Origin of the sequence: Actinokineospora diospyrosa (assembly GCF_024171925.1) — a bacterium.
GTDB lineage: Bacteria > Actinomycetota > Actinomycetes > Mycobacteriales > Pseudonocardiaceae > Actinokineospora > Actinokineospora diospyrosa.
In genome coordinates this window covers 37,545-64,402 of sequence record NZ_JAMTCO010000003.1, presented here as the reverse complement: position 1 = coordinate 64,402, position 26,858 = coordinate 37,545, and the positions used below count along the sequence as shown (strand labels likewise).

Below are 26,858 nucleotides of genomic sequence, written 5' to 3'. Positions count from 1 at the left end.
CCGCACTCCCAGCCCCAGCACGGCCACACCGCTGCAGCCCACGCAGGCGCCATAAGAGCTCCACGCACCACGAGCTCGCCCCATCGAGCCACACGCACGGCCCCGCCCTACTTCGCGGTCCCGCACGTGTGTCACACCCCCACGCACCACCCGTCCCCTCATCCACCGCCCCCCGGATCAGGCCCGGGAGTTATCCACAACCCCCCGAGCCACCCACAGCCCGAAGCCGCCATCCCCGCAGCGGGCGGCCACCTGCCTACGCTGGCCAGGTGAGCACCTCCCCCGGCTGGATCCGCCGACTCAGCGCCGCCTGCTGGCGGCACCGCACCCTGGTGCTGCTCGCCATGGCCGCCTCGGTGGTCGGCGTCGGCTTCCAGGCGGCGGGTCCGCTGCTGGTCAAGTTCGTCGTCGACGGCGCGGTGGCCGGGCACACCGACGGGCTGGCCGGGTTGGCGGCCGGGCTGGTCGCGATGGAGGTGCTGAGCTTCGCGAGTGCCTTCCTGCGCCGCTACCTGGGCGGCAGGCTCGCCCTGGACGTGCAGCACGACCTGCGGCAAGCGGTGTTCGGGGCGGTTCAGCGCCTCGATGGCGGCAAGCAGGACGCGCTGCGCACCGGGCAGGTGGTGTCCCGGTCGATCACCGACCTGCAGCTGGTGCAGGGCCTGCTGATGATGGTGCCGCTGTCGGTGGGCACGGTGGTGTTCGCGCTGCTGGCGCTGGCGGCGATGTTGTGGCTCTCGCCGCTGCTGACGATCGTCGCGCTGGTGGTGACGCCGGTGGTGGCGGTGGTGGCCGCGCGGAGCAGGAAGCGGCTGTTCCCGGCGACCTGGTCGGCGCAGCAGAGCGCGGCCGACGTGGCGCAGCGGGTCGAGGAGACCGTCACCGGGGTGCGCGTGGTGAAGGGGTTCGGCCAGGAGGCCAAGGAGGTCACCCGGCTGGAGAAGGCGGCGCGGCGGCTGTTCGCGGAGCGGATGCGCAGCGCCAGGATCACCTCGCGGCCCGCGGCGACGCTGGTGGCGATGCCCGCGGCGGGGCAGGTGGCGGTGCTGGCGCTCGGCGGGTACATGGCGCTGCGCGGGCAGGTCACGCTGGGCACGTTCCTGGCGTTCGCCGGGTACGTGGCGAACCTGGTGGGGCCGACCAGGATGTTGGCCGGGCTGCTGGTGAACGCGCAGCTGGCCAGGGCCGGGGTGGAGCGGGTCTTCGAGCTGGTCGACTCGCAGCCGGACGTGACCGAGAAGCCGGACGCGGTGGACGTGCCCGCCGGTCCGGTCGCGGTCGAGCTGGAAGACGTGCGGTTCGGGTACACGCGCAGTGAGCCGGTGCTCGCCGGGGTGAGCCTGCGGATCTCGCCCGGGGAGACGGTGGCGCTGGTGGGCACCGCCGGGTCGGGCAAGTCGACGGTGTCGCTGCTGCTGCCCCGGTTCTACGACGTGCAGTCCGGCGCGATCCGGGTCGGCGGGGTCGACCTGCGGGAGCTGCGGCTGGCGTCGTTGCGCCGCGCGGTGGGGGTGGTGTTCGAGGAGGCGTTCCTGTTCTCGGACACGGTGGGCGCCAACATCGCCTACGGCAGACCCGAGGCCACCGCCGTGGACATCGAGGCGGCGGCGCGGGCGGCGCAGGCGCACGAGTTCATCGAGGCGCTGCCCAACGGGTACGACACCGTGGTCGGTGAGCGCGGGTTGACGCTGTCGGGCGGGCAGCGGCAGCGGGTGGCCCTGGCCAGGGCGCTGCTGTCGGACCCGAGGGTGCTGGTGCTCGACGACGCGACCTCGGCGGTGGACACGCTGACGGAGTCGGCGATCCACGACACGCTGCGCGCGGTGACCGCGGAGCGCACGACGCTGCTGATCGCGCACCGGCGGTCGACGTTGGCGCTGGCCGACCGGATCGCGGTGCTCGACGGGGGCGAGTTGGTCGACGTCGGCACGCACGCGGAGCTGACGGCGCGGTGCGCGCTGTACCGGTCGCTGCTGGCCGGGCCGGGTGAGGCGATCGAGCAGCCCGCCGGGCCCAGCACCGACTCGGCGCCGGGCCCGGACGGGATCACCCCCGCGCTGTGGCCGGACACGGCACCTGAGGCCCCGGCGGCGGTCCGGGCGACCGAGTCCGTGATGCGGCCCGGGGCGGGGCCCGGGGGGCGGATGGGTGGCGGTGCTGCCGCCGCTGCCGTGAGCGGGACGCCCGCGACGGAGGAGTTGCTGGCTGCGGTCCGGGCGCTGCCACCGGCGGTCGAGGTGCCGGACCTGCGCGGCGAGGACCCGACGGCGCCCGATCCCGGGTTCCGGCTGCGGGGGCTGCTGCGGCCCGCGCGGTGGGCGTTGGGGCTGGTGCTGGGGTTGGTCGTGCTGGACTCGGTGACGGCGGTGGCGATGCCCGCGCTGTTCCGGCACGGGATCGACGCGGGCGTGCTGACCGGGGCGACCGGGGTGCTGTTCGTGGTCACCGCGCTCGCGGCCGGGCTCGTCGTGGTGATGTGGCTGAACACCGCGGCGACGACGGTGCTGACCGCGCGGGTCGGCGAGCGGTTGCTCTACCTGCTGCGGGTGCGCAGCTATGCCCACCTGCAGCGGCTCGGGCTCGACTACTACGAGCGCGAGCTGGCCGGTCGGATCATGACCCGGATGACCACGGACGTGGACGCGTTGTCGACGTTCCTGCAGACCGGGCTGACGACGGCGGTGGCCAGCGTGGTGACCGTGGTCGCGGTGACCGTGGCGCTGCTGGTGACCGACCTGTCGCTGGCGCTGGTGGCGCTGGCCGTGCTGCCGGTGCTCGCGGTGGCCACGGCGGTGTTCCAGCGGCTGTCCTCGGACGCGTACACGCAGGCCCGGGAGCAGGTCAGCGCGGTCAACGCGGACATGCAGGAGAACGTGACCGGGCTGCGGGTGGCGCAGGCGTACACCCGCGAGGAGGTGTCGGCGCGCCGCTTCGCCGAGCGCAGCGACGCTTATCGGCGGACCAGGCTGCGGGCGCAGCGCTACATCGCGACGTACTTCCCGTTCGTGACCATGCTGTCCGGCCTGGGGCAGACGGCCGTGCTGGTGGTGGGCGCGAACCGGGTGGCGGCCGGGGACCTGAGCCCGGGGGTGCTGCTGGCGTTCTTGCTGTACCTGGGCCTGTTCTTCGCGCCGGTGCAGCAGCTGTCGTCGGTGTTCGACGGGTACCAGCAGGCCAGGGTGGGGTTGCGCCGGATCGCCGACCTGTTGCGCACGCCGACCTCGGTGGTGCCGCCCACCGACCCGGTTCCGGTGCCGGACCGGCTCGCCGGGGCGGTGGAGTTGCGGAACGTGACCTTCACCTACCAGGGCACCGACCTGCCCGCGGTGTCGGACGTGTCGCTGCGGGTTCGTCCGGGTGAGACGGTCGCGCTGGTCGGCGCGACCGGGGCGGGCAAGTCCACTCTGGTCAAGCTGATCGCCCGCTTCTACGACCCCACTGAGGGTGCCGTCCTCGTCGACGGCGTCGACCTGCGGTCCTACGACCCCTCCGCGTACCGCTCCCGGCTGGGGGTCGTGCCGCAAGAAGCCCACCTGTTCACCGGCGACATAGCCCGCAACGTCGCCTACGGGCGTCCCGACTCCCCGCCCGCGACCATCGAGTCCGCCACCCGCGATGTCGGCGCGCTACCGATGGTCGCCACGCTGCCCAGCGGTTTCCGCCACCCGGTCGGCGAACGCGGCCAGGGCCTGTCCGCCGGTCAGCGCCAGCTCATCGCGCTCGCCCGCGCCGAGTTGGTCGGCCCGGACATCCTGCTGCTGGACGAGGCCACCGCCGCCCTGGACCCGGCGACGGAGTCCGCGGTCTTGCGGGCCAGCCAACACCTCGCCAGCCACCGGACCACCTTCGTCGTCGCCCACCGGCTCGCCACCGCCGCCCAGGCCGACCGGATCCTGGTCCTGGCCAACGGGCGCATCATCGAGGAGGGCCACCACACCGACCTCCTCGCCGCCGGTGGCCACTACGCCCGGCTCTGGGACTTGGGCACCCTCGACCCCCACCAGTCCCCCGCCGCAGCGGTGGGCCCGTTAACCGGGCAGACCCACGGCCCGTGAACCACCGGTGGGAACCGAACCGCGGGTCGGTTCTCCGGGTCGGCCCGGTCGGCGAAGGGAACGGTCGGCGAGAGATCGGGTGGTCGACTATTCACCTCGCCCAGTCACCTGCGCGACCGGAGGGGTCGGCCCGGTCGGCGAAGGGAACGGTCGGCGAGAGATCGGGTGGTCGACTATTCACCTCGTTCAGTCACCTGCGCGTGGGGTTTTCCGGTGCGGTGGCGGGGAAACCCGGTGGTGCCCGCGCCCGCGGGACGGCCCGCGGCGGGTGGTGACCGTTCGGCTTCCGCTCCTGGATGTCTGGCGTTTGCCCGCGGACCACTCGGCGACCGTTCGGCGATCACTCAAGGGGGTGAAACGGCACCAAAGAGGGGTCCACCAGGCGGGAGCCGGTGCCGGTTCCGAGGGCGACTTACCGCACATGATCGGTTCCTCAAACGATTCAGTTGGCGGCGCCACACATGAGCTGCGCCACGGCCGGTTGGTTGAGTGACCACCGTCCTGACCGGGGGACTAACCTGACGGGGAGTGTGTTCAAGTCGAGATCGAGATGGATAGAGGCGAGAGCCAGCCGTGTCCAGCAGCAGTCCCGCGTCACAGTTCGGTGCGAACGAGTGGCTCGTCGAGGAGATGTACGAGCAGTTCCTCGCGGACCCCTCGTCAGTAGACCCCGCGTGGCACGACTTCTTCGCGGACTACAAGCCAACACCCCGGGCCGCGACCCAGGGTGCCGCGAAGGCCAAGACCGCGGCCGACGCGGGCGCAGCGAAGGCAGCCGCACAACCGGCGCCCAAGCAGGCCGCGCAGCAGACGCAGGCCCCCAAGCAGGCCACCCCGGCAGCGGAGCCGCCGCGGTCCTCGGGCAACGGCAAGGCACCGGCCAGCCCGCCGCCCGCCGCCAAGGCGCCCGCGGCGAAGCCCGCCGCCAGCGGTGAAGAGGAGCGCAAGCCCCTGCGCGGAGCAGCTGCCGCGATCGCGAAGAACATGAACGCCTCGCTCGCGCTGCCGACCGCCACCAGCGTGCGCGCGGTGCCCGCGAAGCTGCTCGCGGACAACCGCATCGTGATCAACAACCACCTGAAGCGGACCAGGGGCGGGAAGGTCTCCTTCACCCACCTCATCGGCTACGCCATGATCCGGGCGCTCGAGGCGTACCCGAACATGAACCGGCACTACGCCGAGACCGACGGCAAGCCGCAGGGGGTCACCCCGGCGCACGTCAACCTGGGCCTGGCGATCGACCTGCCCGGCAAGGACGGCACCCGCAACCTGGTGGTCGCCTCCATCAAGGGCTGCGAGGGGATGTCCTTCCAGCAGTTCTGGCAGGCCTACGAGGACCTGATCCGCAAGGCCCGCGGCGGCACCCTCACCACCGACGACTTCGCGGGCACCACGATCTCGCTGACCAACCCGGGCGGCATCGGCACCAACCACTCGGTGCCGCGGCTGTCGGTCGGCCAGGGCGCGATCCTGGGCGTCGGCGCGATGGAGTACCCCGCGCCGTTCCAGGGCGCCAGCGACAAGACGCTGATCGAGATGGGCATCAGCAAGATCATCACGCTGACCTCCACCTACGACCACCGGATCATCCAGGGCGCCGAGTCCGGCGAGTTCCTGCGCGAGATCCACCGGTTGCTACTGGGCGAGGACGGCTTCTACGACGACATCTTCACCTCGCTGCGGATCCCCTACGAGCCGATCCGGTGGACCGCGGACCTCGCCGAGGGCCCGGTCGACAAGACCGCGCGGGTGATCGGGCTGATCGACGCCTACCGCACCCGCGGCCACCTGATGGCCGACACCGACCCGCTGAACTACCGCCAGCGCAAGCACGAGGACCTCGACGTCCGCTCGCACGGGTTGACCCTGTGGGACCTCGACCGCGAGTTCCCGGTCGGCGGGTTCGCGGGCAAGGAGCGGATGAAGCTGCGCGACGTGCTCGGCGTCCTGCGCGACTCCTACTGCCGCACCGTCGGTGTGGAGTACACCTACATCCTCGACCCGGCCGAGCGGCGCTGGATCCAGGAGCGGGTCGAGGTCGCGCACGAGAAGCCCGCCGCCGCGGTGCAGAAGTACGTGCTGAGCAAGCTCAACGCGGCCGAGGCGTTCGAGACCTTCCTGCAGACCAAGTACGTGGGGCAGAAGCGGTTCTCGCTCGAGGGCGGCGAGTCGGTCATCCCGCTGCTGGACACGCTGCTGGACAAGGCGGCCGAGTACGAGCTCGACGAGGTCGTCATCGGCATGCCGCACCGGGGTCGGCTCAACGTGCTGGCCAACATCGTCGGCAAGCCGATCGCGCAGATCTTCCAGGAGTTCGAGGGCAACCTGGACCCGGGGCAGGCGCACGGTTCCGGCGACGTGAAGTACCACCTGGGCGCCGAGGGCAAGTACTTCCGGATGTTCGGCGACGGTGAGACCCGGGTGTCGCTGACGGCGAACCCGTCGCACCTGGAGACCGTGGACCCGGTGCTCGAGGGCATCGTGCGGGCCAAGCAGGACCTGCTGGACAAGGGCGACGAGAGCGGCGTCGGGTTCTCCGTGCTGCCGGTCGCGCTGCACGGCGACGCCGCGTTCGCCGGTCAGGGCGTGGTCGCCGAGACGCTGAACCTGGCGCTGCTGCGCGGTTACCGCACCGGCGGCACCGTGCACGTGGTCATCAACAACCAGGTCGGGTTCACCACCGCGCCGGAGCACTCGCGCTCCTCGCAGTACGCGACCGACGTGGCGAAGATGATCCAGGCGCCGGTGTTCCACGTGAACGGCGACGACCCGGAGGCGTGCTACTGGGTGGCGCGGCTGGCGATGGACTACCGGCAGACGTTCAACAAGGACGTCGTGGTCGACCTGGTCTGCTACCGCCGCCGCGGCCACAACGAGGGCGACGACCCCTCGATGACGCAGCCCGGGATGTACGACATCATCGACACCAAGCGCAGTGTCCGAAAGGGATACACCGAGGCGCTCATCGGCCGCGGTGACATCTCGGTGGAAGAGGCCGAGAAGGCGCTGCGGGACTTCTCCAGCCAGCTCGAGCACGTGTTCAACGAGGTGCGCGAGCTGGAGAAGCACCCGATCTCGCCGAGCCCGTCGGTCGAGCGCGACCAGCAGGTCCCGGCGAAGCTGTCGACCGGTGTGGACCGCTCGGTGCTCGAGCGCATCGCCGACGCGCACGTGAACCTGCCGGACGGCTTCACCGTGCACCCCAGGGTCAAGCCGGTGCTGGAGCGCCGGGAGAAGATGTCGCGCGAGGGCGGCATCGACTGGGCCTACGGCGAACTGCTGGCGTTCGGGTCGCTGACCCTGGAGGGCCGCATGGTGCGGCTGGCCGGTCAGGACTCGCGCCGGGGCACCTTCACCCAGCGGCACGCCGCGGTGATCGACCGCAAGAGCGGCCGCGAGTACCTGCCGCTGCAGAACCTGTCCGCCGACCAGGGCAAGTTCATGGTCTACGACTCGGCGCTCTCGGAGTACGCGGCGCTGGGCTTCGAGTACGGCTACTCGGTGGCCAACCCCGAGGCGCTGGTGCTGTGGGAGGCCCAGTTCGGCGACTTCGTCAACGGCGCCCAGTCGGTGATCGACGAGTACATCTCCTCGTCGGAGGCCAAGTGGGGCCAGGTGTCGGACGTGGTGGTGCTGCTGCCGCACGGGCACGAGGGCCAGGGCCCGGACCACACCTCCGGCCGCATCGAGCGCTGGCTGCAGCTGTGCGCCGAGGGCTCGATGACCGTCTCGGTCCCGTCGACGCCCGCGAACTACTTCCACCTGCTGCGTAGGCACGCCCTCGACGGCGTCCAGCGGCCGCTGGTGGTGTTCACCCCGAAGTCCATGCTGCGCAACAAGGCCGCGGTCTCCCCGGTCGAGGACTTCATCGGCGACACCCGCTTCGAGTCGATCATCGACGACCCGACCGCGCCGGACCCGGCCGGCGTGCGCAAGATCCTGTTCGTGTCCGGCAAGCTGTACTACGAGCTGGCCGCCGAGCAGGCCAAGCGCGGCATCAAGGACGTCGCGGTGGTGCGGGTCGAGCAGCTGTACCCGGTGCCGCAGCGCAAGATCGGCGCCATCTTCGACCGCTACCCGAACGCCGCCGACATCCGCTGGGTGCAGGAGGAACCGGCCAACCAGGGTTCCTGGCCGTTCTACGGCCTGGCCCTGCCGGAGCTGTTCCCGGACCGCGTCACCCGCATCACCCGCGTCTCCCGCCGCCCCATGTCGGCGCCGTCGGCCGGGTCGAGCAAGGTGCACGAGCTGGAGCAGCGCTCCCTGATCGAGAAGGCCTTCGAGTAACACCCGTTCGACAGCGGGGCCGCCGGTTTCCACCCCGGCGGCCCCTTCCATTCCCAGGGGACCCGCCATGTACTTCACCGACCGCGGCATCGAGGAACTCGAGACCCGCCGGGGCGAGGAAGAAGTAACCTTCGCCTGGCTCGCCGACCGCATGCGCGCCTTCGTCGACAACAACCCCGAGTTCGAAACCGCCACCGAACGCCTGGCCACCTTCCTGGCCCGCGACGACGACGACATCGACGACTAGTCGCGATTCACCCGCACCCCGGGCCGCAACGCCTCCAACCCGCGCACCTCGCCGACTCGCCTCAGGCCAAGACCGGTCGAGCCGAGCTTGAGTGGGACGGACTCGAGCCGGAGACCTCCGGGGGTCTAGACACCTGCCCAGGCGGGCAGGGGTTCGCACTTCGCCAGCCAGTGGGGCGGTGGTGGAGCGGCCACGATGCCGCCGACGATGGCGCAGGTTGTGTCGACGTCGCCGCCTGCGGTGGCGGTGGTCCAGAACGCGGCGGCGTAGTCGTCCGGGTGGTGGGCGGCCACCCAGAGGGCGAACGGGACCGTGTCCAGGGCGCTGGTGTGCCTGCCGTTGCCGAGCTGCTCTGCCGCCCCGGTCGACACCGTGCGGGCGTGGTCGACCGCGTCGCGCAGGGCGCTGGGCGGGATGTGCGGGAGGACCTCGGCCAGCAGGTCGTCTGTGCCGCGGGCGGCGACAGCGGCCGCGACGGCGACGGCCACAGCACCTGCGACCGCTTCGGGGTGGGTGTGCGTGACGGTGGCCGAGAGGGCGGCTTCCGAGGCGGCCAGGGCGAGGTCGTCGGCGAACCAGGCGCCGAGGGGGGCCACGCGCATGGCGGCGCCGTTGCCCCACGAGCCCGCGCCGTCGAAGAGGGCGGGGGCCAGGGACCGCCAGGACTCGCCGGTGCGGATCAGGCGGAGCATGCGGTTGACCGCGGGACCGTAGCCGCGGTCGAAGTCGTGGTGCTGGGCGAAAGAAGCGGCCAGGTGGTCTTGGTCGACGCGGCCGTGCCGGTCGAGCTCCGCGAACACCGAGCACGCCATCTCGGCGTCGTCGGTCCACTGCCACGGGCCGGGCGGTTCAGTGCGGGCGGTCAGGTGGGGGCGGTTGTCGGGGACGAAGAACTGTGAGCCGAGGGCATCACCGAGAGCGAGTCCGTGCAAGGAGTTGAGGGCGCGCAGGCGCCGGTCGGGATTCATCGCGTTCCAGTGTCCGCGCGGGTGGACCGGGTGTCCACCCGCGCGGACAGCTCACGCAGAGGCCCAGGTGAGGAGACCGGGGGCCAGGCCGATCAGCACCAGTACCGCCATGGCCGGGACCACCGCGTAGTTCTCCAGGGGGGTCAGGTCGCGTTCGCCGGTGGTCGGGGGGCGGCGGGTGAAGAGGGCGAGGAATCCGCGCACGACGGCGATGCCGGTGACGGACAGGGCGACCACCACGATGATCGCCACCGGGGTGGCGAGCGCGTGTGGCAGGTGGTGTCCCACGGCGAATCCCGCCAGCAGGGGGAACCCTGCCAGCGACAACCCGAACACCAGGTACGACACGGCGAGCCGGGGGGTGGCCGTGAAGTCGCCGCCTTCGTTGAAGGACAGGGAGTCCCGGCGGGCGGCGAGGGCGCCGACGGTCATGGCCAATCCCGCGGTGGCCAGGGTCGCGACCAGCCAGGACGCGCCTGCGATGACCAGGCCGTTGGTGGTGATGAGCAGGTAGGCCAAGGTTCGACGGCCGTCGGTGGAGGCGGCGGCGAAGATGGCGGCGGACAACGCCGTGATCGCGCCGAGGGCGGTCAAGACCACAGTGGACGGTTCCAGCAGCACGACCGGGGCCGCTTGGTAGGCGACGACGACACCGATGGGGGTGCGGTCGACGAAGCGGGGGAACCAGGCGTGGGCGGGGAAAGCGGCCATGCGGATGGCGACTCCGGCTGCCAGCGCGATGGTTCCCGCCGGCCCCGGTAGTAGAGCGCCGACGATCAGCAGGGCCGCGGCGGGGAACTGGTAGCGCGCGAAGAGTCGATCACCGGACCAGACCAGCCAGGTCGCCAGGGCCAGGAGGGCGGCGTCGACGACGGTGTAGCGGAAGGCCAGTAGTCCACATGCGACAGCGAACAGCCGGGCCGCGAGGACCGGGGCGGCGCCGTCGACCGGGCTCATGGCGGCCACTAGCAGGCCTGCCAGGCTGATCGCCAGGCAACCTGCCGCTCCGGCGCCCGCGCTGACCTGACCGGCCAGTGGGGCTTCCGGCAAGGTCACCGCGACCGCCGACACCGCGACGGCGACCGAGGCCACCCAGGTCGCGGCGCGGCGGGCTTGGCGCGGGTCGGCGACGCGGCCGACGATGATCGCGCCGACCAGCCAGACCAGGGCGACGGCCAGTGGGCCGAGGGCGATCACCGGGTCACCGCCTGGCGGTCGACCCAGCGCTCTTCGGCGACCGCGGCCCGGTTCACCGTGCGGACCAGGCCGCCGACCACGCGGTCGACCAGGAACGCGTCCACGTACCCGCGTTCGAGCGCGAACCGGTACAGCCAGGTGCGCGCCCGCGCGGGCAGGATCCGCTCGAAATGCCGCCCGGTGCCGGGGATCGGCCCGCCGAGGGACTGTTCCAAGTGGTGGTGGTCGTGCAGCAGGCTCGGTGAGCGGAGGATCTGACCGCTGCGCAGCAGCGCGTGGGCGATCAGGTGGACCAGGGCCAGGACGTCCCACCCGAGGCCGACCTCGACCAGCACCACCGCGATCTGCGTCATCGACGCGTAGGCGAGGCTGCTCTTGATGTCGGTCTGCGCCCGCCCGACCAGCGTCGCGTACAACGCGGTCACAACGCCGACCGCGATCACCGCCGGGCCGTCAACGCCGTTGCGCAGCAACAGGTACGGGCCGAGGCTGACCGAGATCGCGCCGTAGCAGATCGCGCTCGACGGCGTCGGCCCCTCCATGGCGCGGGGCAGCCAGCCGCCCAGCGGGAACTGCGCCGACTTGCCCAACACCGCCCACACCAGCAACAGCCCGACTACGGTGTGGCTGCCGCCGTGGTGTTCCACGACAGCCGCCCCGATCAGGCCGATGTCGCTGATCCGGTAGGTGATGAACGCGCGCAGACCACCCGCGACCGGTCCGGGCCGGTGGTGGAAGAACGCGATCAGCAGCGCGGACGCCAGGCCCGCCAGTTCCCAGCCGACCACAAGCAGGTCCAGCGTCCCGGCGAGGACGACGACCTGCACGGCCGCCACGAACAGCGCCAGCAGCAGGTAGAACCGCCGGTAGCCGGGGTCGCGGTGCAAGTAGCGCTGCGAGAACGCCCCGATCAGGCAGCCGAGCAGTCCCACCAGGACGACCACCGGCACCGACAGCCAGTCCGCGGTCAACCGCAGCGGGAACCCGGCGAACCAGGTCCCCAGCACGGCCGACCCCGGACCGTCCACAAGGCACACAACGGCGAGCGCCACGCCCGAGAGGCCGGAGATCGCGGCCGCGCCGATGACGAGGCCGGACACGACACCTTCTGTCCACACGCGACCGAACCACATGGCCAAGGCCAGGCCGAGGAACGCCGCCAGCGGAACTCCCAGCGCGGCGATCAGGAGCGCGCTCATCTGACCTCCTGCGCGGTGGCGAGCACCGGCACCGGCAGCTCCACCCCGGCCAGGACGTGCGCGCACCCCAGGTGCCCGCGCTGCCCGGCGTAGACCTCCGCCGACCGCGACACGACGGGGAACTGCGTGGTCTCCGGCAGGTGTGGCTGGAAAGTCCCATCCCGGAACAGGAACATCGCGTCGTCCTCGGGAACCCACGCCACCAGTTGGATCCACCCGTTGCCCACGAGCCGGGCGAGACCGGCGTGCGCGGACAGGATCGCCGACAGCCGTTGCGGTGTGGCCTCGACGACCAGCAGCAGGCGCACCGGCTCGTGGATCTCGACCATCTGCCAGGGCAGACCGGTGCGCAGGTCGGACGCGTGCCCGTCCATCACACCCAGCAGGCCGGTGATGTTGTGCGGGAGCTTCGTCCCGCAGCCGTAGCGCGCCGGGTCGACGTAGCTGAAGTAGTACTCCAGGTTGATGCCCGCGCAGACCGGTCCGACCGCGAGCAGCAACGAGGTCAGCAGCGCGTCGTCGGTGTCAGAAGCCGGGTCGTAGGACACCAGGAACGCGCGTCGGTCCAGGTAGAGACCGCGGGTCAACGAACGGCGACCCACAACGCACACGGCGTTGGTGGCGTGCCCGTACTCCGGCCTGGGCTGGCCGAGGTCGACCGCGTGCGTCTGCGCGTGGGCGAGCGCGTCGTCGAGCGCCAGGTCGTGCGGGGCGGTCTCGAACCGGCGGCAGCGCTCGTGCGCGGCGAACACGCAGGCCTGGGCCATGGCCGTCTTGGCCCGGTCCAACTCGGCGACCGATCGCGCGGGCACGAGGTCCTCGTCAAAGTAGGTCATCGTGTCGTCGCAGGTGTTGTGGTACGAACCGACGAACCAGATGTCGTCCGGGAGACCGAGAGCGGCGCGCACGAGCGGGTTGTTGGCCATCGCGGCGAACGCGCGGGCGTTGGGACCGCCGCGGCCGCCACCGGTCGCGCCGCAGTCGTGCGCGGACTCGTGCGGGTTGTTCATGCTCGATGACCCGTGTCCGACCAGCAGGACGATCGGCGCGGGCGCGGCGAGCACCCCGGTCGTGCGCAGGACCGCCCCGACGATGCCGACCATCTCCTCGACGGTGTAGCCGATGTCGAGCCGGGTGCGCGGGTACCGCCCGTCAAGCCGGTGCGAGAACCGTTGCGCCTGGCGGGGGAACAGGCAGCGCCCGACCAGCGATGCCAGACCCACCGCGCCGAGCCCGAGGCTGAACAGCCCGCCCCTGGCCAACGTGCGGCTACCGACGCCCACGTGGTGGCTCCACCCGGCCCGGACCTTGCGGAACACGGCGCGCCCCTGGGTGATGGGTCGTTCGACCACGTCGTGCGTCGGGGTGATCACGACCGGGCACAGTGGACGCGAGTGGATGTCGTGCACGCCCCGGTAGTTCATCGCCACACCGAAGAACCCGGCGAAACCGAAGGTCTGCGCGGTCGGCGTGTTCTCCTCCAGGTGCCTGCGCAGCGACTCCTCGCGCTCGTCGATGCAGAACACCGCTTGAAATTCGACCGACGTATTGTCCGAAGTAGACATGCGTTGGTGCGCGGCGAGACCGTCCAGCACGCCGACCCGGTGGCGGCGTTCGTAGGCGGCGTGCAGCAGTCGGCGTCGACGCAACCCGTCGCAGTCACCGACCAGCGCGAGCCACGCGGCCGGGTCCGGGGTGGGGTCGACGGCCATGGTCTGCGCGAGGACGAACGCCTCGTAGGCCAGTTCGACATCCGGGCGAGCGGTGACCTCGACGACCGCGCCCCGCGCCGGGGCCTTGGCGAGGACGTGCCGCGTCGCGAACAGGTCCAGCGTCAGCTGCACGGCCAGGTAGTCGACGAGCCGGGCAGGTTGCGCGGCGACCGGGGCGCGGTCGGGCCGCACCTCGAACTGCCGCATCATGCCCGCCCAGCCGCGCAACGACAGCAGCGTGGCGAGGATCGCCTCGCCCCAGTCGGCCTCCGGCACCTCCAGCTCGGTCAACGCCCACGCGACGGTGCGCTCCGCGTCCCAAGTGGACTGTTCGCGCAGCGTCGCACCCAGGCCGCGCAGGAACCGATCCGGCGGACCGCCCGCCTTCGCGTACAGGTGGCGGAAAGCGGCGAGGAAGCCCTGGTCGCGTGCGGGCATCGGCCAGTACGCCACGCCCTGGTCGAGGAAGGCACCCGCGAGCCGGATCAGCAGCGGGTGCACCAAGGTATCGGTGTCGACGCCGGTCTCGGCGAGCACCCGGTCGCGCGGCCGGGGTGCCGCGGCCGCGGTCGGGACCACCTTCGGCGCGGCGGCCAGCAGTTCGGCCCAGGTCGGCCCGAGGTCGCCCGCCTCCGCCAGCAGCCAGCGCAGCGAAGGCCCCCGCGGCACGTCGAGCAGGTGCCGCAACCGGTGGACGTGGAACTCGCGCCGGGTCGGTCCGCCCGGCACGACCGGCAGACCGTCGTCGGCGACCTCCTCGGCCACGACGGCGACCAGGTCCGCGTCAGTGATCCGACCGAGCACGACGTGGTCGTGCAGTTCCTCCTCGGTCGGGAACGGCTGGGCGCCGAACAGCTCGCCCGCGCGCACCACCGCGTCGTGGAAGGGGAGGTCCTCGAAGGCGTGCAACGTGTTGTGGTGCACGAATGTCTGGAGTGGACCCTGCTCGGGCAGCAGGTGCGCGGCGTGCTCGACGAGGTCGCCGATCGGGGCGCTCATGACCGCCGCCTGCGGCGCAGCGCGTGCGGGTGCGCCGAGACCGGCTCCAGCTCGTCGAGGCCCTCGACCCGCAGGGTCGCCCCCGGCAACTCCTTGGCCAGCTCGTCGAGCCTGGTCAGGAAGGTGTGGTCGACCACGGCCGCGCCGCGCACGTCCACGACGACCTCGGTCGCGCCCTGGCCGTTGCCGATGATCGCGCGGCGCAGCGGGAGCAGGGCGGGGAACACCGCGGCACCGGGGACCTCGACCCGCAGCACGTCGCCCTCGCGGGTGACCCGGGGGCGGGGGCGCAGGAAGGCGGGCAGCGGGACGCCGCGCACCAGGTGCAGCACGATCTTGAGCGCCAGTCCGGCTGCGACGCCGATGAGCAGGTCGGTGGCGAGGGTGACCACGAGGGTGGTCAGGAACAGCAGCAGCTGGTCCCAGCCGATCTTGCCGACGTGCGCCACCTCGCGCGGGTTAGCCAACCGGAACCCGGTGTAGACGAGCATGGCGGCCAGCGCGGCGAGCGGGATCGTCTGCACCAGGTTGGGGATCAGCGCCACGAACAGCAGCAGGATCGCCCCGTGGCAGACGTTGGACCAGCGCGTCTTGGCGCCCGCGTCCAGGTTCGCCTTGCTGCGCACGATCTCCGAGATCATCGGCAGGCCGCCGATGAACGCGGCGGTGAGGTTGCCCGCGCCGATGGCGAACAGGTCGCGGTTGAGGTCCGAGGGGCGCTTGGTCGGGTCCATCGAGTCGACCGCGAGCACGGTCAGGGTGGACTCGATGGTGCCGATGAGCGCGAACATCGCCACGTACTGCAGCGAGGTGCCGCTGAAGACCTGGGAGAAGTCCGGGAAGGTGACCGCGTCGAGCACCGAACCGGGCAGCCGCACCAGGAACTCGGGGCCGAGGTGGTAGCCGGCGTCGGCGAAGCGGTAGTCGTGCGGGCTGGACAGGTGCAGCCACAAACCGAGCGGGATCGCCACCGCCAGCACGATCAGCGGCGCGGGAACGGCCTTGCTCCACCTGGCCTTGATGAGCGGCAGCCCGAACAGGATCAGCAACGCGAGCACCCCGATGAGCACGATGAGCGGGTTGGCCCGCCCGATGCTGCGCGGGATCTCGGCGAGCAGCCCGAGCGGGGTTTCCGCGGTCGGCTTCACGCCGAGCACCACGTGCGCCTGCTTGGCGATGATGATCACGCCGATCGCGGCGAGCATGCCGTGCACCACCGACGGCGACATGGCGACCCCGATGCCCGCGGCGCGGACCGCGGCGAACAGGATCTGGATCAGCGCGGCGACCACCCCGACCGCGAGCGCCCGCCGGTAACCCGCGACCGCGTCCCCCTGGCCCAGGTCGTGCACGGCGCCGACGGCGATGACGATGAGGCCTGCCGCCGGGCCCTTGATGGTCAGCGGGGCGCCGCCGAGCAGACCGCCGAGTATGCCGCCGACGATGGCCGTGAGCACCCCGGCGATGGGCGGGAAACCGCTGGCCAGGGCGATGCCCAGGCACAGCGGAAGCGCGATGAGCGAGACCAGGAAACCGGACTTGACGTCGCCGAGCGGAAAGCGGCGTCTGGCCGGTTCCGTGCTGCCGGAAACCGGCGCGGTCGATTGTTCGGACATCGTGAATTCCTCGATTTTCAGGCGCGACAGGACCGCCTGCGTTGAATTCACAACGAGGCGTTGGGGGTCGGGTATCAGCGCCTGCGCGGTGGGCCGCGCGCGAGGAGTCGGGCGGTGGCTGGCTCGCCTGCGAGCACCCGGTCGGCCGGGCCGCGGCCGACGCCGGTGGCGCCGGGCAGGTGCGCCCCGGCACCGGAGGTGGCGTCGTCGGCCAGGTCGTGGTGATGTTCGACGGCCGAGAAGACCAGACCGCGGACCAGGGATTCCTGGTCGACGCGCAGGTGTTCGGCCGGTGTCGGGCGGTGCGGCAGCGCGCAGAGCGGGCTCGCGCCGATGCCGACAACGGCACCGAGGAGGGCGGCCAGGACGAGCGGGAGTACGCGCACCATGCCCCTCCCCCTCGTGGAAATCGAGCCCCGCCGTTACCGGGAAAAGGGATCGATGTTTCACAGAATGACCTGCCAGTGGTGACCAGGTCTTATCGATCATCCCGAGCGCCGGGAAGCGTCGTCAAGGGTGGAGTATTCGCGTTTAAACACGCTGTGACATACGACATGAGCATAGCGGGCGGCTATGTCCTTTTTGCGGGAATACGGCGGCCCCCGGCGCAGGTGAGCCGGGGGCCGCTGATCGCTACCAGGCGTAAGCCTCGGGGGCGGGCTTGTCGCCGTTGGGTCCAGGTGCTGGGAACAACTCGTCGAGCCTGGCCAGCGCCGCGGCGTCCAACTTGATCTCCAGCGCGCGCAGCGAACCGTCCAACTGCTCGACCGTGCGTGGTCCGATGATCGGACCGGTGACCCCTTCCCGGGAGAGCAGCCACGCCAGCCCGAGGTGCGCCGGGTCCTCGCCCAGGTCGGCGGCGAACTTCTCGTACGCCTCGATGGTGTCGTGGTGCTGCTTGAGCGCGTCGCCCGAGCGCCCGGACAGGCCGCGGGAAGCACCGCCCTCGCGCTGCTTGCGCAGGATGCCGCCGAGCAGGCCACCGTGCAGCGGCGACCACGGGATCACACCGAGCCCGTAGTGCTTGGCCGCGGGCAGGACCTCCAACTCGACCCAGCGGGTGAGCAGGTTATAGATGGACTGCTCGCTGACCAGGCCGAGGAAGTGCCGGTCCCGGGCCGCCTCCTGCGCCTGGGCGAGGTGCCACCCGGCGAAGTTCGACGAGCCGAAGTAGAGCACCTTGCCCTGCTGGCGCAGGACGCTGAAGGCCTCCCAGATCTCGTCCCACGGCGTGTTCCGGTCCACGTGGTGCATCTGGTAGAGGTCGATGTGGTCGGTCTGCAGGCGCTTGAGCGAGGCGTCGGCCGCGCGCCGGATGTTGAGCGCGGACAGCAACGACTCGTTGGGCCAGTCACCCATGCCGCCGTACAACTTGGTGGCCAGCACGGTCTTCTCCCGCCGCTGCCCGCCCTTGGCGAACCACCGGCCGATGATCTGCTCGGTGATCCCCTCCCCCTTCTGCCACCCGTAGACGTTCGCGGTGTCGAAGAAGTTGATGCCGTGCTCGAGCGCCCGGTCCATGATGGTGTGACTGTCGGCCTCGGTGGTCTCCGGGCCGAAGTTCATGGTGCCCAGCACCAGCCGCGACACCGACAGGCCACTGCGGCCGAGTTGTGTGTATTCCATGTTTCCCAACCTAGTTCCGTTACCAGCTGTACGCCTCGGGCGCGGGCTTGTCCCCGTTCGGCCCGGGCGGCGGGAAGATCTTGTCCAACTCGGCGAGCAGGTCGCCGTCCAGCTCGACGTCGAACGCGCGCAACGACCCGTCCAACTGCTCGACCGTGCGCGGCCCGATGATCGGCCCGGTGACCCCGTCGCGGGAGAGCAGCCACGCGAGCGCGAGGTCGGCGGGGTGCACACCGCGCGACTCGCACAACAGCTCGTACGCCTCGACCTGGGACCGGTGCCGCTGCAACAACTCCGGCCCGGCCCACTTGTCGTGCCGCGCCGACTCACCCCTGCTGATCTTGGCGAGCACCCCGCCCAGGATCCCGCTGCTCAACGGCGACCACGGGATGACGCCGATGCCGTAGTGCTTCGCCGCGGGCAGCACGTCCAACTCGATGAACCGGTTCGCCAGGTTGTAGAGCGACTGCTCGGCGACCAGCCCCAGGAAGTGGCGGCTCTTGGCGGCCTCCTGCGCCTGCGCGAGGTGCCACCCGGCGAAGTTGGAGGAGCCGAAGTAGAGGACTTTCCCTTGCTGCCGCAGGACTTCGAACCCCTCCCAGACCTCCTCCCACGGCGTGTTCCGGTCCACGTGGTGCATCTGGTAGAGGTCGATGTAGTCGGTCTGCAGTCGCTTGAGCGAAGCGTCCGCGGCCCGCCGGATGTTGAGCGCCGACAGCCGGTTGCTGTTGGGCCACTCACCCATAGCCCCGTAGAGCTTGGTCGCCAACACGGTCTTGTCCCGCCGCCCACCCCCGGCGAACCACCGCCCGATGATCTCCTCGGTGAGCCCATCACCACCGTAGATGTTGGCGGTGTCGAAGAAGTTGATGCCGTGCTCGAGCGCGCGGTCCATCAGCGCGTGGCTGTCGTCCTCGGTGGTGTGCGGGCCGAAGTTCATCGTCCCCAACACCAGCCGCGACACCGACAGCCCCGTACGGCCGAGATTGGTGTACTCCATACCACCCAACCTAACCCCGGACTTACTCCAGCTGGGGGCGGTTTCCCGGGTGTGGGATCGTACGTAGTACCGGGCGGGGAGGGCGCATGGACGTGCTGGCAGTCGCATTGATCACCGGGATCGGCTTCGGTGGCGTGGCCACGTTCTTCCTCTTCGCGAGGAAGCGCAAACGACCGGCCGACACGGACACCGCCTCGCCCGATGAGGTGTTCGAGCGGGAGTACCTCGCGCACGTGCGGCGCGGGCTGCGGTACATCGACCTCAAGGGCCTGCAGACCCTGAGCCACTCCAGCCTGGAACTGGACCAAGTGTACGTCGACGTCGGTCTCGTGCACCGCGCCCCGCACCAGGTGCGCACCGACGTCCTGTCGAGGTTGCCGGAGACAGTCGAGGGCCGCTTCAGCCTGGACCACTTCCTCGGCACACCGGAGCCGTGCGTGCTCGCCGTGCTCGGTGGTCCGGGGAGCGGGAAAACCACCCTGCTGCGCAAGACCGCGCGCGACACCTGCGAGCACGGGACCCCGGTCCTGCTCTTCCTGCGCGACCACCTCAGGGAGATCCTCGCAGGCACCGGGTTGGCGGAGATCGTCACGGCGCGGTTGGCGCGCCGCGGCCTCGACGACCCGCACGGTTGGGTCGAGCGCAAGTTGGCGTCCGGGCGCTGCGTGGTGCTGCTGGACGGCTTGGACGAGGTCGCCAGGGTGCAGGACCGCCGATCGGTGTCGGCCTGGGTGGAACACCAGGTCGCGTCGTCGCCGAACAACGACTTCGTGCTCACCTCGCGGCCGCGGGGTTTCCTGGACGCGCCGGTCGAGGGCGCCACCGCCCTGCAGGTCCGCCCGTTCACCGCGGCACAGGTCCGGGACTTCATCCACGGCTGGTACCAGGCGACCACCCGCGCCGACGACCCGGGAGAGGCCGAGGACTTGCTCACCCGCCTCGACGAGGCACCCGCGTTGGCGGAACTGACGGTGAACCCGCTGCTGCTGACGATGATCGCCACCGTTCACCAGTTCCGGGGTGCCTTACCCGGCTCCCGCGCGGACCTCTACAAGGAGATCTGCGAGGTAATGCTGTGGCACCGGGAGGAGGCCAAGAAGCTGGCCACTCCGGGTAACAGCAGGCACAAGATGGTGTTGCTGCGCTCCTTGGCGTACCTGATGATGACAAACGGCGTCCGCAAGCTCGCGCGCGAGGTGCTGCTGGCGGAGTTCACCCGGCTGCTGAGGCGGCTCTCCACACCACTTGACGCCGAGGGCCACCTGGCCCAGATCGTGTCCGACGGCCTGCTGGTCGAGTGGGAGCGCGAGCAGTTCGCCTTCGCCCACCTGACGTTCCAGGAATACCTGGCCGCGGCCTACATCCGGGAGAAGAACCTGGTCGACACCCTCTGCTACGCCGTGGACGACGACTGGTGGCGGGAGACGACCCTGCTCTACGTCGCGGGCTCCGACGCCGACCCCGTGGTCACCGCCTGCCTGATCTCGCGCACGTCGGCCGCACTCGGCCTCGCCCTCGACTGCGTCGCCGAGGGGGTGGAACTCGACGAGCGGCTGCACGGCGAACTCGACGCGATCCTGCGCTCGGCCGCGGTGGACAAAGACCTGCGGGACAAGGTGCGGCGGGCGATGGTCACCAGGCTGGAGCGCTCCGCAGTGCGCACCGCCGGGGGCTCGCTGGTGTGGCGCACCCCGGTCGCCGCGGGGCTGTACCGGTTGTTCGACGACTCACCCGCCGTCGTGGGGCGCGGTGACGCCCCGGCCCGCGGGATGTCCGGTGCGGCGGCCGTCCGGTTCACCCGCGCGTTGACCGGGGCCCGTCTGACACCGCACGAGTTCCGGCTGGCGCACGACACCGAGTTGGCGGACCCGGCCGTGCTGCCCGCCGTGAAACCGCTGGTCGTGTGGACCGCGGGCACGGAGGTGGATTCGCCGCGCCTGTGGGTGCCCGACGAACACCCTCGGTTGATGAGCCGCGAAGAAGTGGTGAGCGCGGCCCGCGCGGACCTCAGCCCAGCCCGGCTGCTGGCGCTGCTGAAATGGTTCGTGTTCGCCAGGAAACCCTTGTCCAGGCACATAAGTCACCTTGAAGCCGCTGTGGGGCCGGGCGCCGATGGCGCGGTCGACTGGCTGGTGATGTGTGAGCGGTGGCGGCCGGAGGAAGTAATCGACGGGTGGTTCGCCCGTCTGGGCGGCACGATGGGGGCAGCGTTCAGAGGTGCCATCCAGCACGTGCCCGAGAGGTTCGCGGACCGCTTCGGCGAGTTGTTCGTCGCGAAGCTCCCGGAGACCCGCTGGCACACCGAGGCGGTTCCCGACCCCGGCGAACTCGAGCCCGAACTGGACGGGTTGACGGTCTCCGGCCGAACGTGGGCGTGGGTCGCGCACAACGACCTGCGCGCGACGCTGGCCAGGTGGACGACCACCGACACCCTCCACGACGCCGACGCCGCACGGCTGCGCCTGACCGCACTCGCGCTGACCGCGGAGGTGCACGAGTCCCAGTACCCGGTCCTGCTCCGGCTGGCGGCCGCGGCGACGTTGTGGGATCAGTGGCGGACCGGGGAGCGGGCGCGAACAGAGATGATCATTCTCGCGGCGGACGCGCCGGAGAGCCTGAGTGCCAGACCGCCCAGGTGAGGGGGACGCCGGGGCGGTAGGCGAGGTGGGTGGCGGAGGGGGCGTCGAGCAGGTGGAGGTCGGCGCGGGTGCCGGGGCGCAGGACGCCGACGTCGGGTCGGCGGAGGGCTTGGGCGCCGCCGAGGGTGGCGGCTCGGATGGCTTCGGGGACCGACAGGCGCATCTGCAGGACCGCCGTGGCCACGCAGAAAGCCATGGACGAGGTGTAGGACGAGCCGGGGTTGCAGTTGGTGGCCAGGGCGATCGTGGCGCCCGCGTCGAGGAGGCGGCGGGCGGGGGGCAGCGGCTGGCGGGTGGAGAGGTCGCAGGCGGGGAGCAGGGTGGCGACGGTGGTGGAACCCGCGAGGGCGTCCACATCGGACTCCGTGAGGTGGGTGCAGTGGTCCACGCTGGCGGCGTTGAGTTCCACGGCCAGGCGAACGCCCGGGCCGGGGCCGAGCTGGTTGCCGTGCACGCGCAGACCGAGCCCCCGGGCGGCGGCGGCGCGCAGGACCTGCCGGGACTGGGCCTCGTCGAACGCGCCGGTCTCGCAGAAGACATCCGCCCACCGCACGTAAGGGGCGACCTCGTCGAGCATCTCACCGGACGCGAGCGCCACGTACTCGTCGGCGTCGGCGCCCGGGGGGACGAGGTGGGCACCCAGGTAGGTCACCTCGTCGACGAGTTCGGCGGCGATGCGGGCGGACCGGACCTCGTCCTCCACCGTCAGCCCGTACCCGGTCTTGGTCTCGATGCACGTCGTCCCCTGCGCCACGGCCTCGGCGACGTGCGCGCGCAGCCCGGCCCGCAGCTGGTCGTCGTCTGCCGCGCGGGTCGCCTCCACGGTGACGGCGATACCGCCGGCGGTGTAGGGCTGGCCCGCCATGCGCGCACCGAACTCGGCCGTGCGGTCACCGGCGAACACCAGGTGCGTGTGGCTGTCGACCCACCCGGGCAGCCCAGCCCGACCACCGGCGTCCACCCGGGTGTCCGTCGCGGGCACCTTCCGGGCGTGCCCGACCCACGCCACGCGGTCACCGTCGAGGACGATGGCCGCGTCGGTGAGCGTGCCCAGCTCGGGGTCATTGGTGGTCAGCTCACCAAGGTTGGTCACCAATACGCTCACTAGAGCACCTCCGCCAGCAATCGACCCACATCACCCAACACGTGCTCGCCCGAGCGCACCACCACCCGACCGCCCACCACCACAGTGTCCACATCAGACGCAGTAGCAGCCATGACCGCCTGCTCCGGAAGCGATCCCGCCGTCCGCGCGCTGTCCAGTCGCACCGCGACCAGATCGGCAGGTGCGCCCACCGCGATCCGACCGGCCTCGGGCCAGCCCAAGCTCGCGTGCGCTGTCATCGCGCGCACCAGTTCCGCGGGTGCGAACCTGCCCCGCTGACCGGTCCGCAGCCGCTCGCCGTGCTCGAGGGCGCGGGCCTCGACCAGCATGTCCACCACCGCGTGCTGATCACTGCCCAGCGACAGCGGTGAGCCCGCGTCCGCCAGTTCTCGGGCGGGACCGATGCCGTCGGCGAGGTCGGCTTCGGTTGTCGGGCAAAGGCACGCACCCGTCCCGGATTCGCCGAGTAGTCGGATGTCTTCAGCCGTCAGGTGGGTGGCGTGCACAGCCGTCAACCGTGGACCCAGCGCGCCCGCGTCGGCCAACAACTGCGTGGGTGTAACCCCGTATGCGGCAAGGCAAGCGTCGTTCTCGGCAGGTTGCTCGGACAAGTGGACGTGGACCGGTCCGTCGAACCCGGCGACCACCGGTAGTGCTTCCCTTGGTACAGCTCGAACCGAGTGGATCGCCGCACCGATTCGGGCGTGGGCAGATGGCCGCAGGTCAGCGACGCGGGCTGCCCAGGCGAGGACGTCGCCGTCGGAGAAGCGTTGTTGTTGGGGGGAAATCGGTTGACCGATGCCGCCTGCCAGGTAGCAGGCGTCCAGCAGGGTGATCCGGATGCCCGCGTCGCGTGCGGCCTGGATCACCGCGTCGCCCATGGCGTTGGGGTCGTTGTAGCGAGCGCCGCCGGGGGCGTGGTGCAGGTAGTGGAACTCGCCGACGCAGGTGATGCCGGAGAGGGCCATCTCGGCGTAGGCGGCTCGGGCCAGCAGGTAGTAGGAGTCCGGGTCCAGGCGGTCGGCCAGCTCGTACATGCGCTCGCGCCAGGTCCAGAACGTGCCGCCGTCGCCGTGGGTGCGGCCGCGCAGGGCGCGGTGGAAGGCGTGCGAGTGGGCGTTGGCGAACCCGGGGAACACGACCCCGGGCAGCACCTGGGCGGCCCCCGGTGAGTCCACAAGGGACACCGAGGTGATCACCCCGTCGGCCACCTCGACCAGCACCCCCGACGCCATCCCGTCCGGCAGCCAGGCCGAAGCGCACCAGTAGGCGCTCACCTGACCAACTCCTCCAGCACCGCCGCCAACGCCACGACCCCTGCGGCGCAGTCGTCCGGCTCGGCGTGCTCCTGCGGCGCGTGGCTGACGCCGGTCGGGTTGCGCACGAACAGCATCGCCGTCGGCACGTGCCCGGCCAGGATCCCCGCGTCGTGACCTGCCCCGGTCGGCAACGCTGGAACACCGCCCAGAACACCGGAAAGCGAGTCGCGCAAGGCGGCGTCGAACACAACTGTGTCCCCATAGGACTCTTCGGTCACCGTGACCGAGCAGCCCTCCTCAGCGGCGGCGGCGGACGCGGCGGCGCTGATCTCCTCGACCACGGCCCTGGTCCGCGCGTCGTCCTCGGCCCTGGCGTCCAGCCACAGGTCGACGCTGGACGGGATCACGTTGGTCCCGCCCGGGTTGGGCACCAGCTTGCCCACCGTGGCCCGCGCGCCCGAGGTCGCGGCCTGGCGGGCGGCGAGCACCACCCGGGCGGCGGCGATCATCGGGTCCCGCCGGTCGACCATCAGCGTCGCGCCCGCGTGGTTGCCCTCGCCGCGGACGCTGAACCGCCACCGCCCGTGCGCCAGGATCGAACTGGCCACCCCGACCGCGGCACCCAGGTCGACCAGCCCGCGCCCCTGCTCGACGTGCAGCTCGACGAACACCCCGATCCGCCGCAGCGCCACCGCGTCCGGACCGACCAGCGCCGGGTCGAGCCCGGCAGCCGCCATCGCCTCGGCCACCGTCACACCGTCCGAATCGGACAGGCGCAACGCGGCCTCCGGCGCGATGGCCCCGGTCAGCAGCCGCGACCCGAGGCAGGCGACCCCGAACCGGCCACCCTCCTCCTCGGCGAACACCACGACCGCGAACGGCTTCGACGGCACGAACCCCTTGGCCCGCAACACGTCCACCGCTTCGAGCGCCGACACCACACCGAGCGGCCCGTCGAACGCGCCGCCGCCGGGCACCGAGTCGAGGTGGCTGCCGGTGACCACGGCCCCGTCCCCCGGCGGACCCCACCACGCCCACAGGTTCCCGTTGCGGTCGCACTCGACGTCGAGCCCGCGCCGGGTCGCCTCCTCGGTGAACCAGGTCCGCAACTCCAGTTCCACGCGGTCGAACCCGTGCCGGGAGTACCCGCCGCGGCGGGGGTCCGCGCCGACCCCCGCGATGTCGGCGAGGCTGGTCACGACCGGGCCATCGGGACGGCGACACCGCGCTCGGCGGCGACCTCGTCGGCGCGGTCGTAGCCCGCGTCGACGTGCCGGATCACGCCCATCGCCGGGTCGTTGGTGAGCACCCGCTCGATCTTCTGGCCCGCCAGCGGCGTCCCGTCGGCCACCGTGACCTGCCCGGCGTGGATGGACCGACCGATGCCGACCCCGCCGCCGTGGTGGATGGACACCCAACTGGCCCCGGACGCGGTGTTGACCAGCGCGTTGAGCAGCGGCCAGTCGGCGATCGCGTCGGACCCGTCGGCCATCGCCTCGGTCTCGCGGTAGGGAGAGGCCACCGAGCCGCAGTCCAGGTGGTCGCGGCCGATCACAACCGGCGCGGCAAGCTCACCGGAGGCGACCATCTCGTTGAACCGCAGGCCCGCCTCGTGACGCTCGCCGTAGCCGAGCCAGCAGATGCGCGCCGGGAGTCCTTGGAAGGCAACGCGTTCCCCGGCCAACCGGATCCACCTGGCGAGGGACTCGTTCTCCGGGAACAGGTCCAGGATCGCCCGGTCGGTCGCGGCGATGTCGGCCGGGTCGCCGGAGAGCGCCGCCCAGCGGAACGGGCCCTTGCCCTCGCAGAACAGCGGCCGGATGTAGGCGGGGACGAACCCGGGGAAGTCGAACGCCCGGTCGTAGCCGCCCAGCTTCGCCTCACCGCGGATGGAGTTGCCGTAGTCGAACACCTCGGCGCCCGCGTCCATGAACCCGACCATGGCCTCGACGTGCTCGGCCATCGAGTCGCGCGAGCGGTCGGTGAACTCGTCGGGCTTCTTGGCCGCGTAGTCGCTCCAGTCCGCCAGGTCCACGCCGCGCGGCAGGTACGCCAGCGGGTCGTGCGCGGAGGTCTGGTCGGTGACGATGTCGATCTCGACGCCGCGGCGCAGCAGCTCGGGCAGCACCTCGGCGGCGTTGCCGATCACGCCGACCGACAGCGCCTCGCCCTCGCGCTTGGCCCGCTCCACCCGCGCCACCGCGTCGTCGAGGTCCAGCGCGAGCTCGTCGAGGTAGCGGGTCTCCACGCGCCTGCGCGCCCGGTCCGGGTCGACCTCGACGACCAGCGCGACACCGCCGTTCATCGTCACCGCGAGCGGTTGCGCGCCGCCCATGCCGCCCAGGCCCGCGGTCAGCGTGAGCGTGCCGCGCAGCGACCCGCCGAACCGCTTGGTGGCCACGGCGGAGAAGGTCTCGTAGGTGCCCTGCAGGATGCCCTGGGTGCCGATGTAGATCCACGACCCGGCGGTCATCTGCCCGTACATGGTGAGCCCGGCGGCCTCCAGGCGGCGGAACTCCGGCCAGGTGGCCCAGTCGCCGACCAGGTTGGAGTTCGCGATCAGCACCCGCGGCGCCCACTCGTGCGTCCGCATCACCCCGACCGGCTTGCCGGACTGCACCAGCAGCGTCTCGTCCTCGGCGAGCGTGGTCAGCTCCCGGCTGATCGCCTCGAAACTGGCCCAGTTGCGCGCCGCCTTGCCGGTACCGCCGTAGACGACCAGGTCATCCGGCCGCTCGGCCACCTCGGCGTCGAGGTTGTTGTGGAACATGCGCAGCGCGGCCTCGGTCTGCCAGTTGCGCGCGGTCAGCGCGGTCCCGCGCGCGGCGCGCACGGGACGGGGTCCGGGGGTGGTCACACGGTCCTCCTCTGCACAGCGCCCACCAGGACGCCGGAACGGATCAGCTTGTCAGCGAGCTCAGAACCACGCAGCGGCAAGGATTCCGGGGC

The 26,858-nt window shown here is 71.4% G+C and carries 16 protein-coding genes; 4 read left to right on the top strand and 12 right to left on the bottom strand.

Features of this window, described 5'->3' with window-relative positions; translation table 11 throughout:
• Positions 1-269 precede the first annotated feature (269 nt).
• From LV75_RS05485 to LV75_RS05475, 3 genes are all read left to right on the top strand, one after another.
• Positions 270-4,055 (top strand): ABC transporter ATP-binding protein, encoded by a 3,786-nt coding sequence (locus LV75_RS05485; protein ID WP_253885550.1) that lies wholly within the window; start codon positions 270-272, stop codon positions 4,053-4,055.
• 573 nt (positions 4,056-4,628) lie between these two features.
• A complete protein-coding gene (locus LV75_RS05480; protein WP_253885549.1) occupies positions 4,629-8,342 on the top strand; it encodes a multifunctional oxoglutarate decarboxylase/oxoglutarate dehydrogenase thiamine pyrophosphate-binding subunit/dihydrolipoyllysine-residue succinyltransferase subunit in 3,714 nt (1,237 codons plus the stop codon).
• Positions 8,343-8,409: 67 nt separating this feature from the next.
• On the top strand, positions 8,410-8,589 hold the full coding sequence (locus LV75_RS05475) for a DUF6104 family protein (RefSeq protein ID WP_253885548.1): 180 nt from the start codon (positions 8,410-8,412) through the stop codon (positions 8,587-8,589).
• Between the two features lie 125 nt (positions 8,590-8,714).
• Here LV75_RS05475 and LV75_RS05470 read toward each other — a convergent pair whose 3' ends face one another.
• The 8 genes from LV75_RS05470 to LV75_RS05435 form a co-directional block, all read right to left on the bottom strand.
• Complete coding sequence (locus LV75_RS05470) at positions 8,715-9,557, bottom strand: ADP-ribosylglycohydrolase family protein (RefSeq protein ID WP_253885547.1); 843 nt, start codon at positions 9,555-9,557, stop codon at positions 8,715-8,717.
• A gap of 51 nt (positions 9,558-9,608) precedes the next feature.
• The gene (locus LV75_RS05465) at positions 9,609-10,754 is read right to left on the bottom strand and encodes a hypothetical protein (protein WP_253885546.1); all 1,146 of its coding nucleotides are present in this window, start codon (positions 10,752-10,754) and stop codon (positions 9,609-9,611) included.
• Positions 10,751-11,953 (bottom strand): proton-conducting transporter transmembrane domain-containing protein, encoded by a 1,203-nt coding sequence (locus LV75_RS05460; RefSeq protein WP_253885545.1) that lies wholly within the window; start codon positions 11,951-11,953, stop codon positions 10,751-10,753. The genes LV75_RS05465 and LV75_RS05460 overlap by 4 nt, the downstream gene beginning before the upstream one ends.
• Entirely contained in the window at positions 11,950-14,664 is a 2,715-nt protein-coding gene (locus LV75_RS05455; RefSeq protein WP_253885544.1) for a YbcC family protein, read from the bottom strand. Before LV75_RS05455 ends, LV75_RS05460 begins: the two co-directional genes overlap by 4 nt.
• Positions 14,661-16,280, bottom strand: coding sequence for a SulP family inorganic anion transporter (locus LV75_RS05450; protein WP_253885543.1), 1,620 nt, complete (start codon positions 16,278-16,280; stop codon positions 14,661-14,663). The genes LV75_RS05455 and LV75_RS05450 overlap by 4 nt, the downstream gene beginning before the upstream one ends.
• 74 nt (positions 16,281-16,354) lie before the next feature.
• Positions 16,355-16,669, bottom strand: coding sequence for a hypothetical protein (locus tag LV75_RS05445; RefSeq protein WP_253885542.1), 315 nt, complete (start codon positions 16,667-16,669; stop codon positions 16,355-16,357).
• A gap of 244 nt (positions 16,670-16,913) precedes the next feature.
• Positions 16,914-17,906 carry an aldo/keto reductase gene (locus LV75_RS05440; protein WP_253885541.1) on the bottom strand — a complete coding sequence of 331 codons (993 nt, stop codon included), beginning with the start codon at positions 17,904-17,906 and terminating at the stop codon, positions 16,914-16,916.
• A 19-nt stretch (positions 17,907-17,925) separates the two neighbouring features.
• Positions 17,926-18,906 (bottom strand): aldo/keto reductase, encoded by a 981-nt coding sequence (locus tag LV75_RS05435; RefSeq protein WP_253885540.1) that lies wholly within the window; start codon positions 18,904-18,906, stop codon positions 17,926-17,928.
• An 86-nt stretch (positions 18,907-18,992) separates the two neighbouring features.
• On the opposite strand from LV75_RS05435, the gene LV75_RS05430 reads away from it, so the two are divergent.
• Positions 18,993-21,545: an NACHT domain-containing protein gene (locus LV75_RS05430; protein ID WP_253885539.1), complete on the top strand. Its 2,553-nt coding sequence runs from the start codon at positions 18,993-18,995 to the stop codon at positions 21,543-21,545.
• Here LV75_RS05430 and hutI read toward each other — a convergent pair.
• The 4 genes from hutI to hutU are packed head-to-tail and all read right to left on the bottom strand — an operon-like array spanning position 21,493 to position 26,766.
• Positions 21,493-22,650: an imidazolonepropionase gene (gene hutI / locus LV75_RS05425; protein ID WP_253885538.1), complete on the bottom strand. Its 1,158-nt coding sequence runs from the start codon at positions 22,648-22,650 to the stop codon at positions 21,493-21,495. The two genes, LV75_RS05430 and hutI, sit on opposite strands and share 53 nt — an antisense overlap.
• Positions 22,650-23,927 carry a formimidoylglutamate deiminase gene (locus LV75_RS05420; protein ID WP_253885537.1) on the bottom strand — a complete coding sequence of 426 codons (1,278 nt, stop codon included), beginning with the start codon at positions 23,925-23,927 and terminating at the stop codon, positions 22,650-22,652. Before LV75_RS05420 ends, hutI begins: the two co-directional genes overlap by 1 nt.
• A complete protein-coding gene (locus LV75_RS05415; RefSeq protein ID WP_253885536.1) occupies positions 23,924-25,108 on the bottom strand; it encodes an allantoate amidohydrolase in 1,185 nt (394 codons plus the stop codon). Before LV75_RS05415 ends, LV75_RS05420 begins: the two co-directional genes overlap by 4 nt.
• The gene (gene hutU / locus LV75_RS05410; RefSeq protein WP_253885535.1) at positions 25,105-26,766 is read right to left on the bottom strand and encodes a urocanate hydratase; all 1,662 of its coding nucleotides are present in this window, start codon (positions 26,764-26,766) and stop codon (positions 25,105-25,107) included. Before hutU ends, LV75_RS05415 begins: the two co-directional genes overlap by 4 nt.
• Positions 26,767-26,858 lie beyond the last annotated feature (92 nt).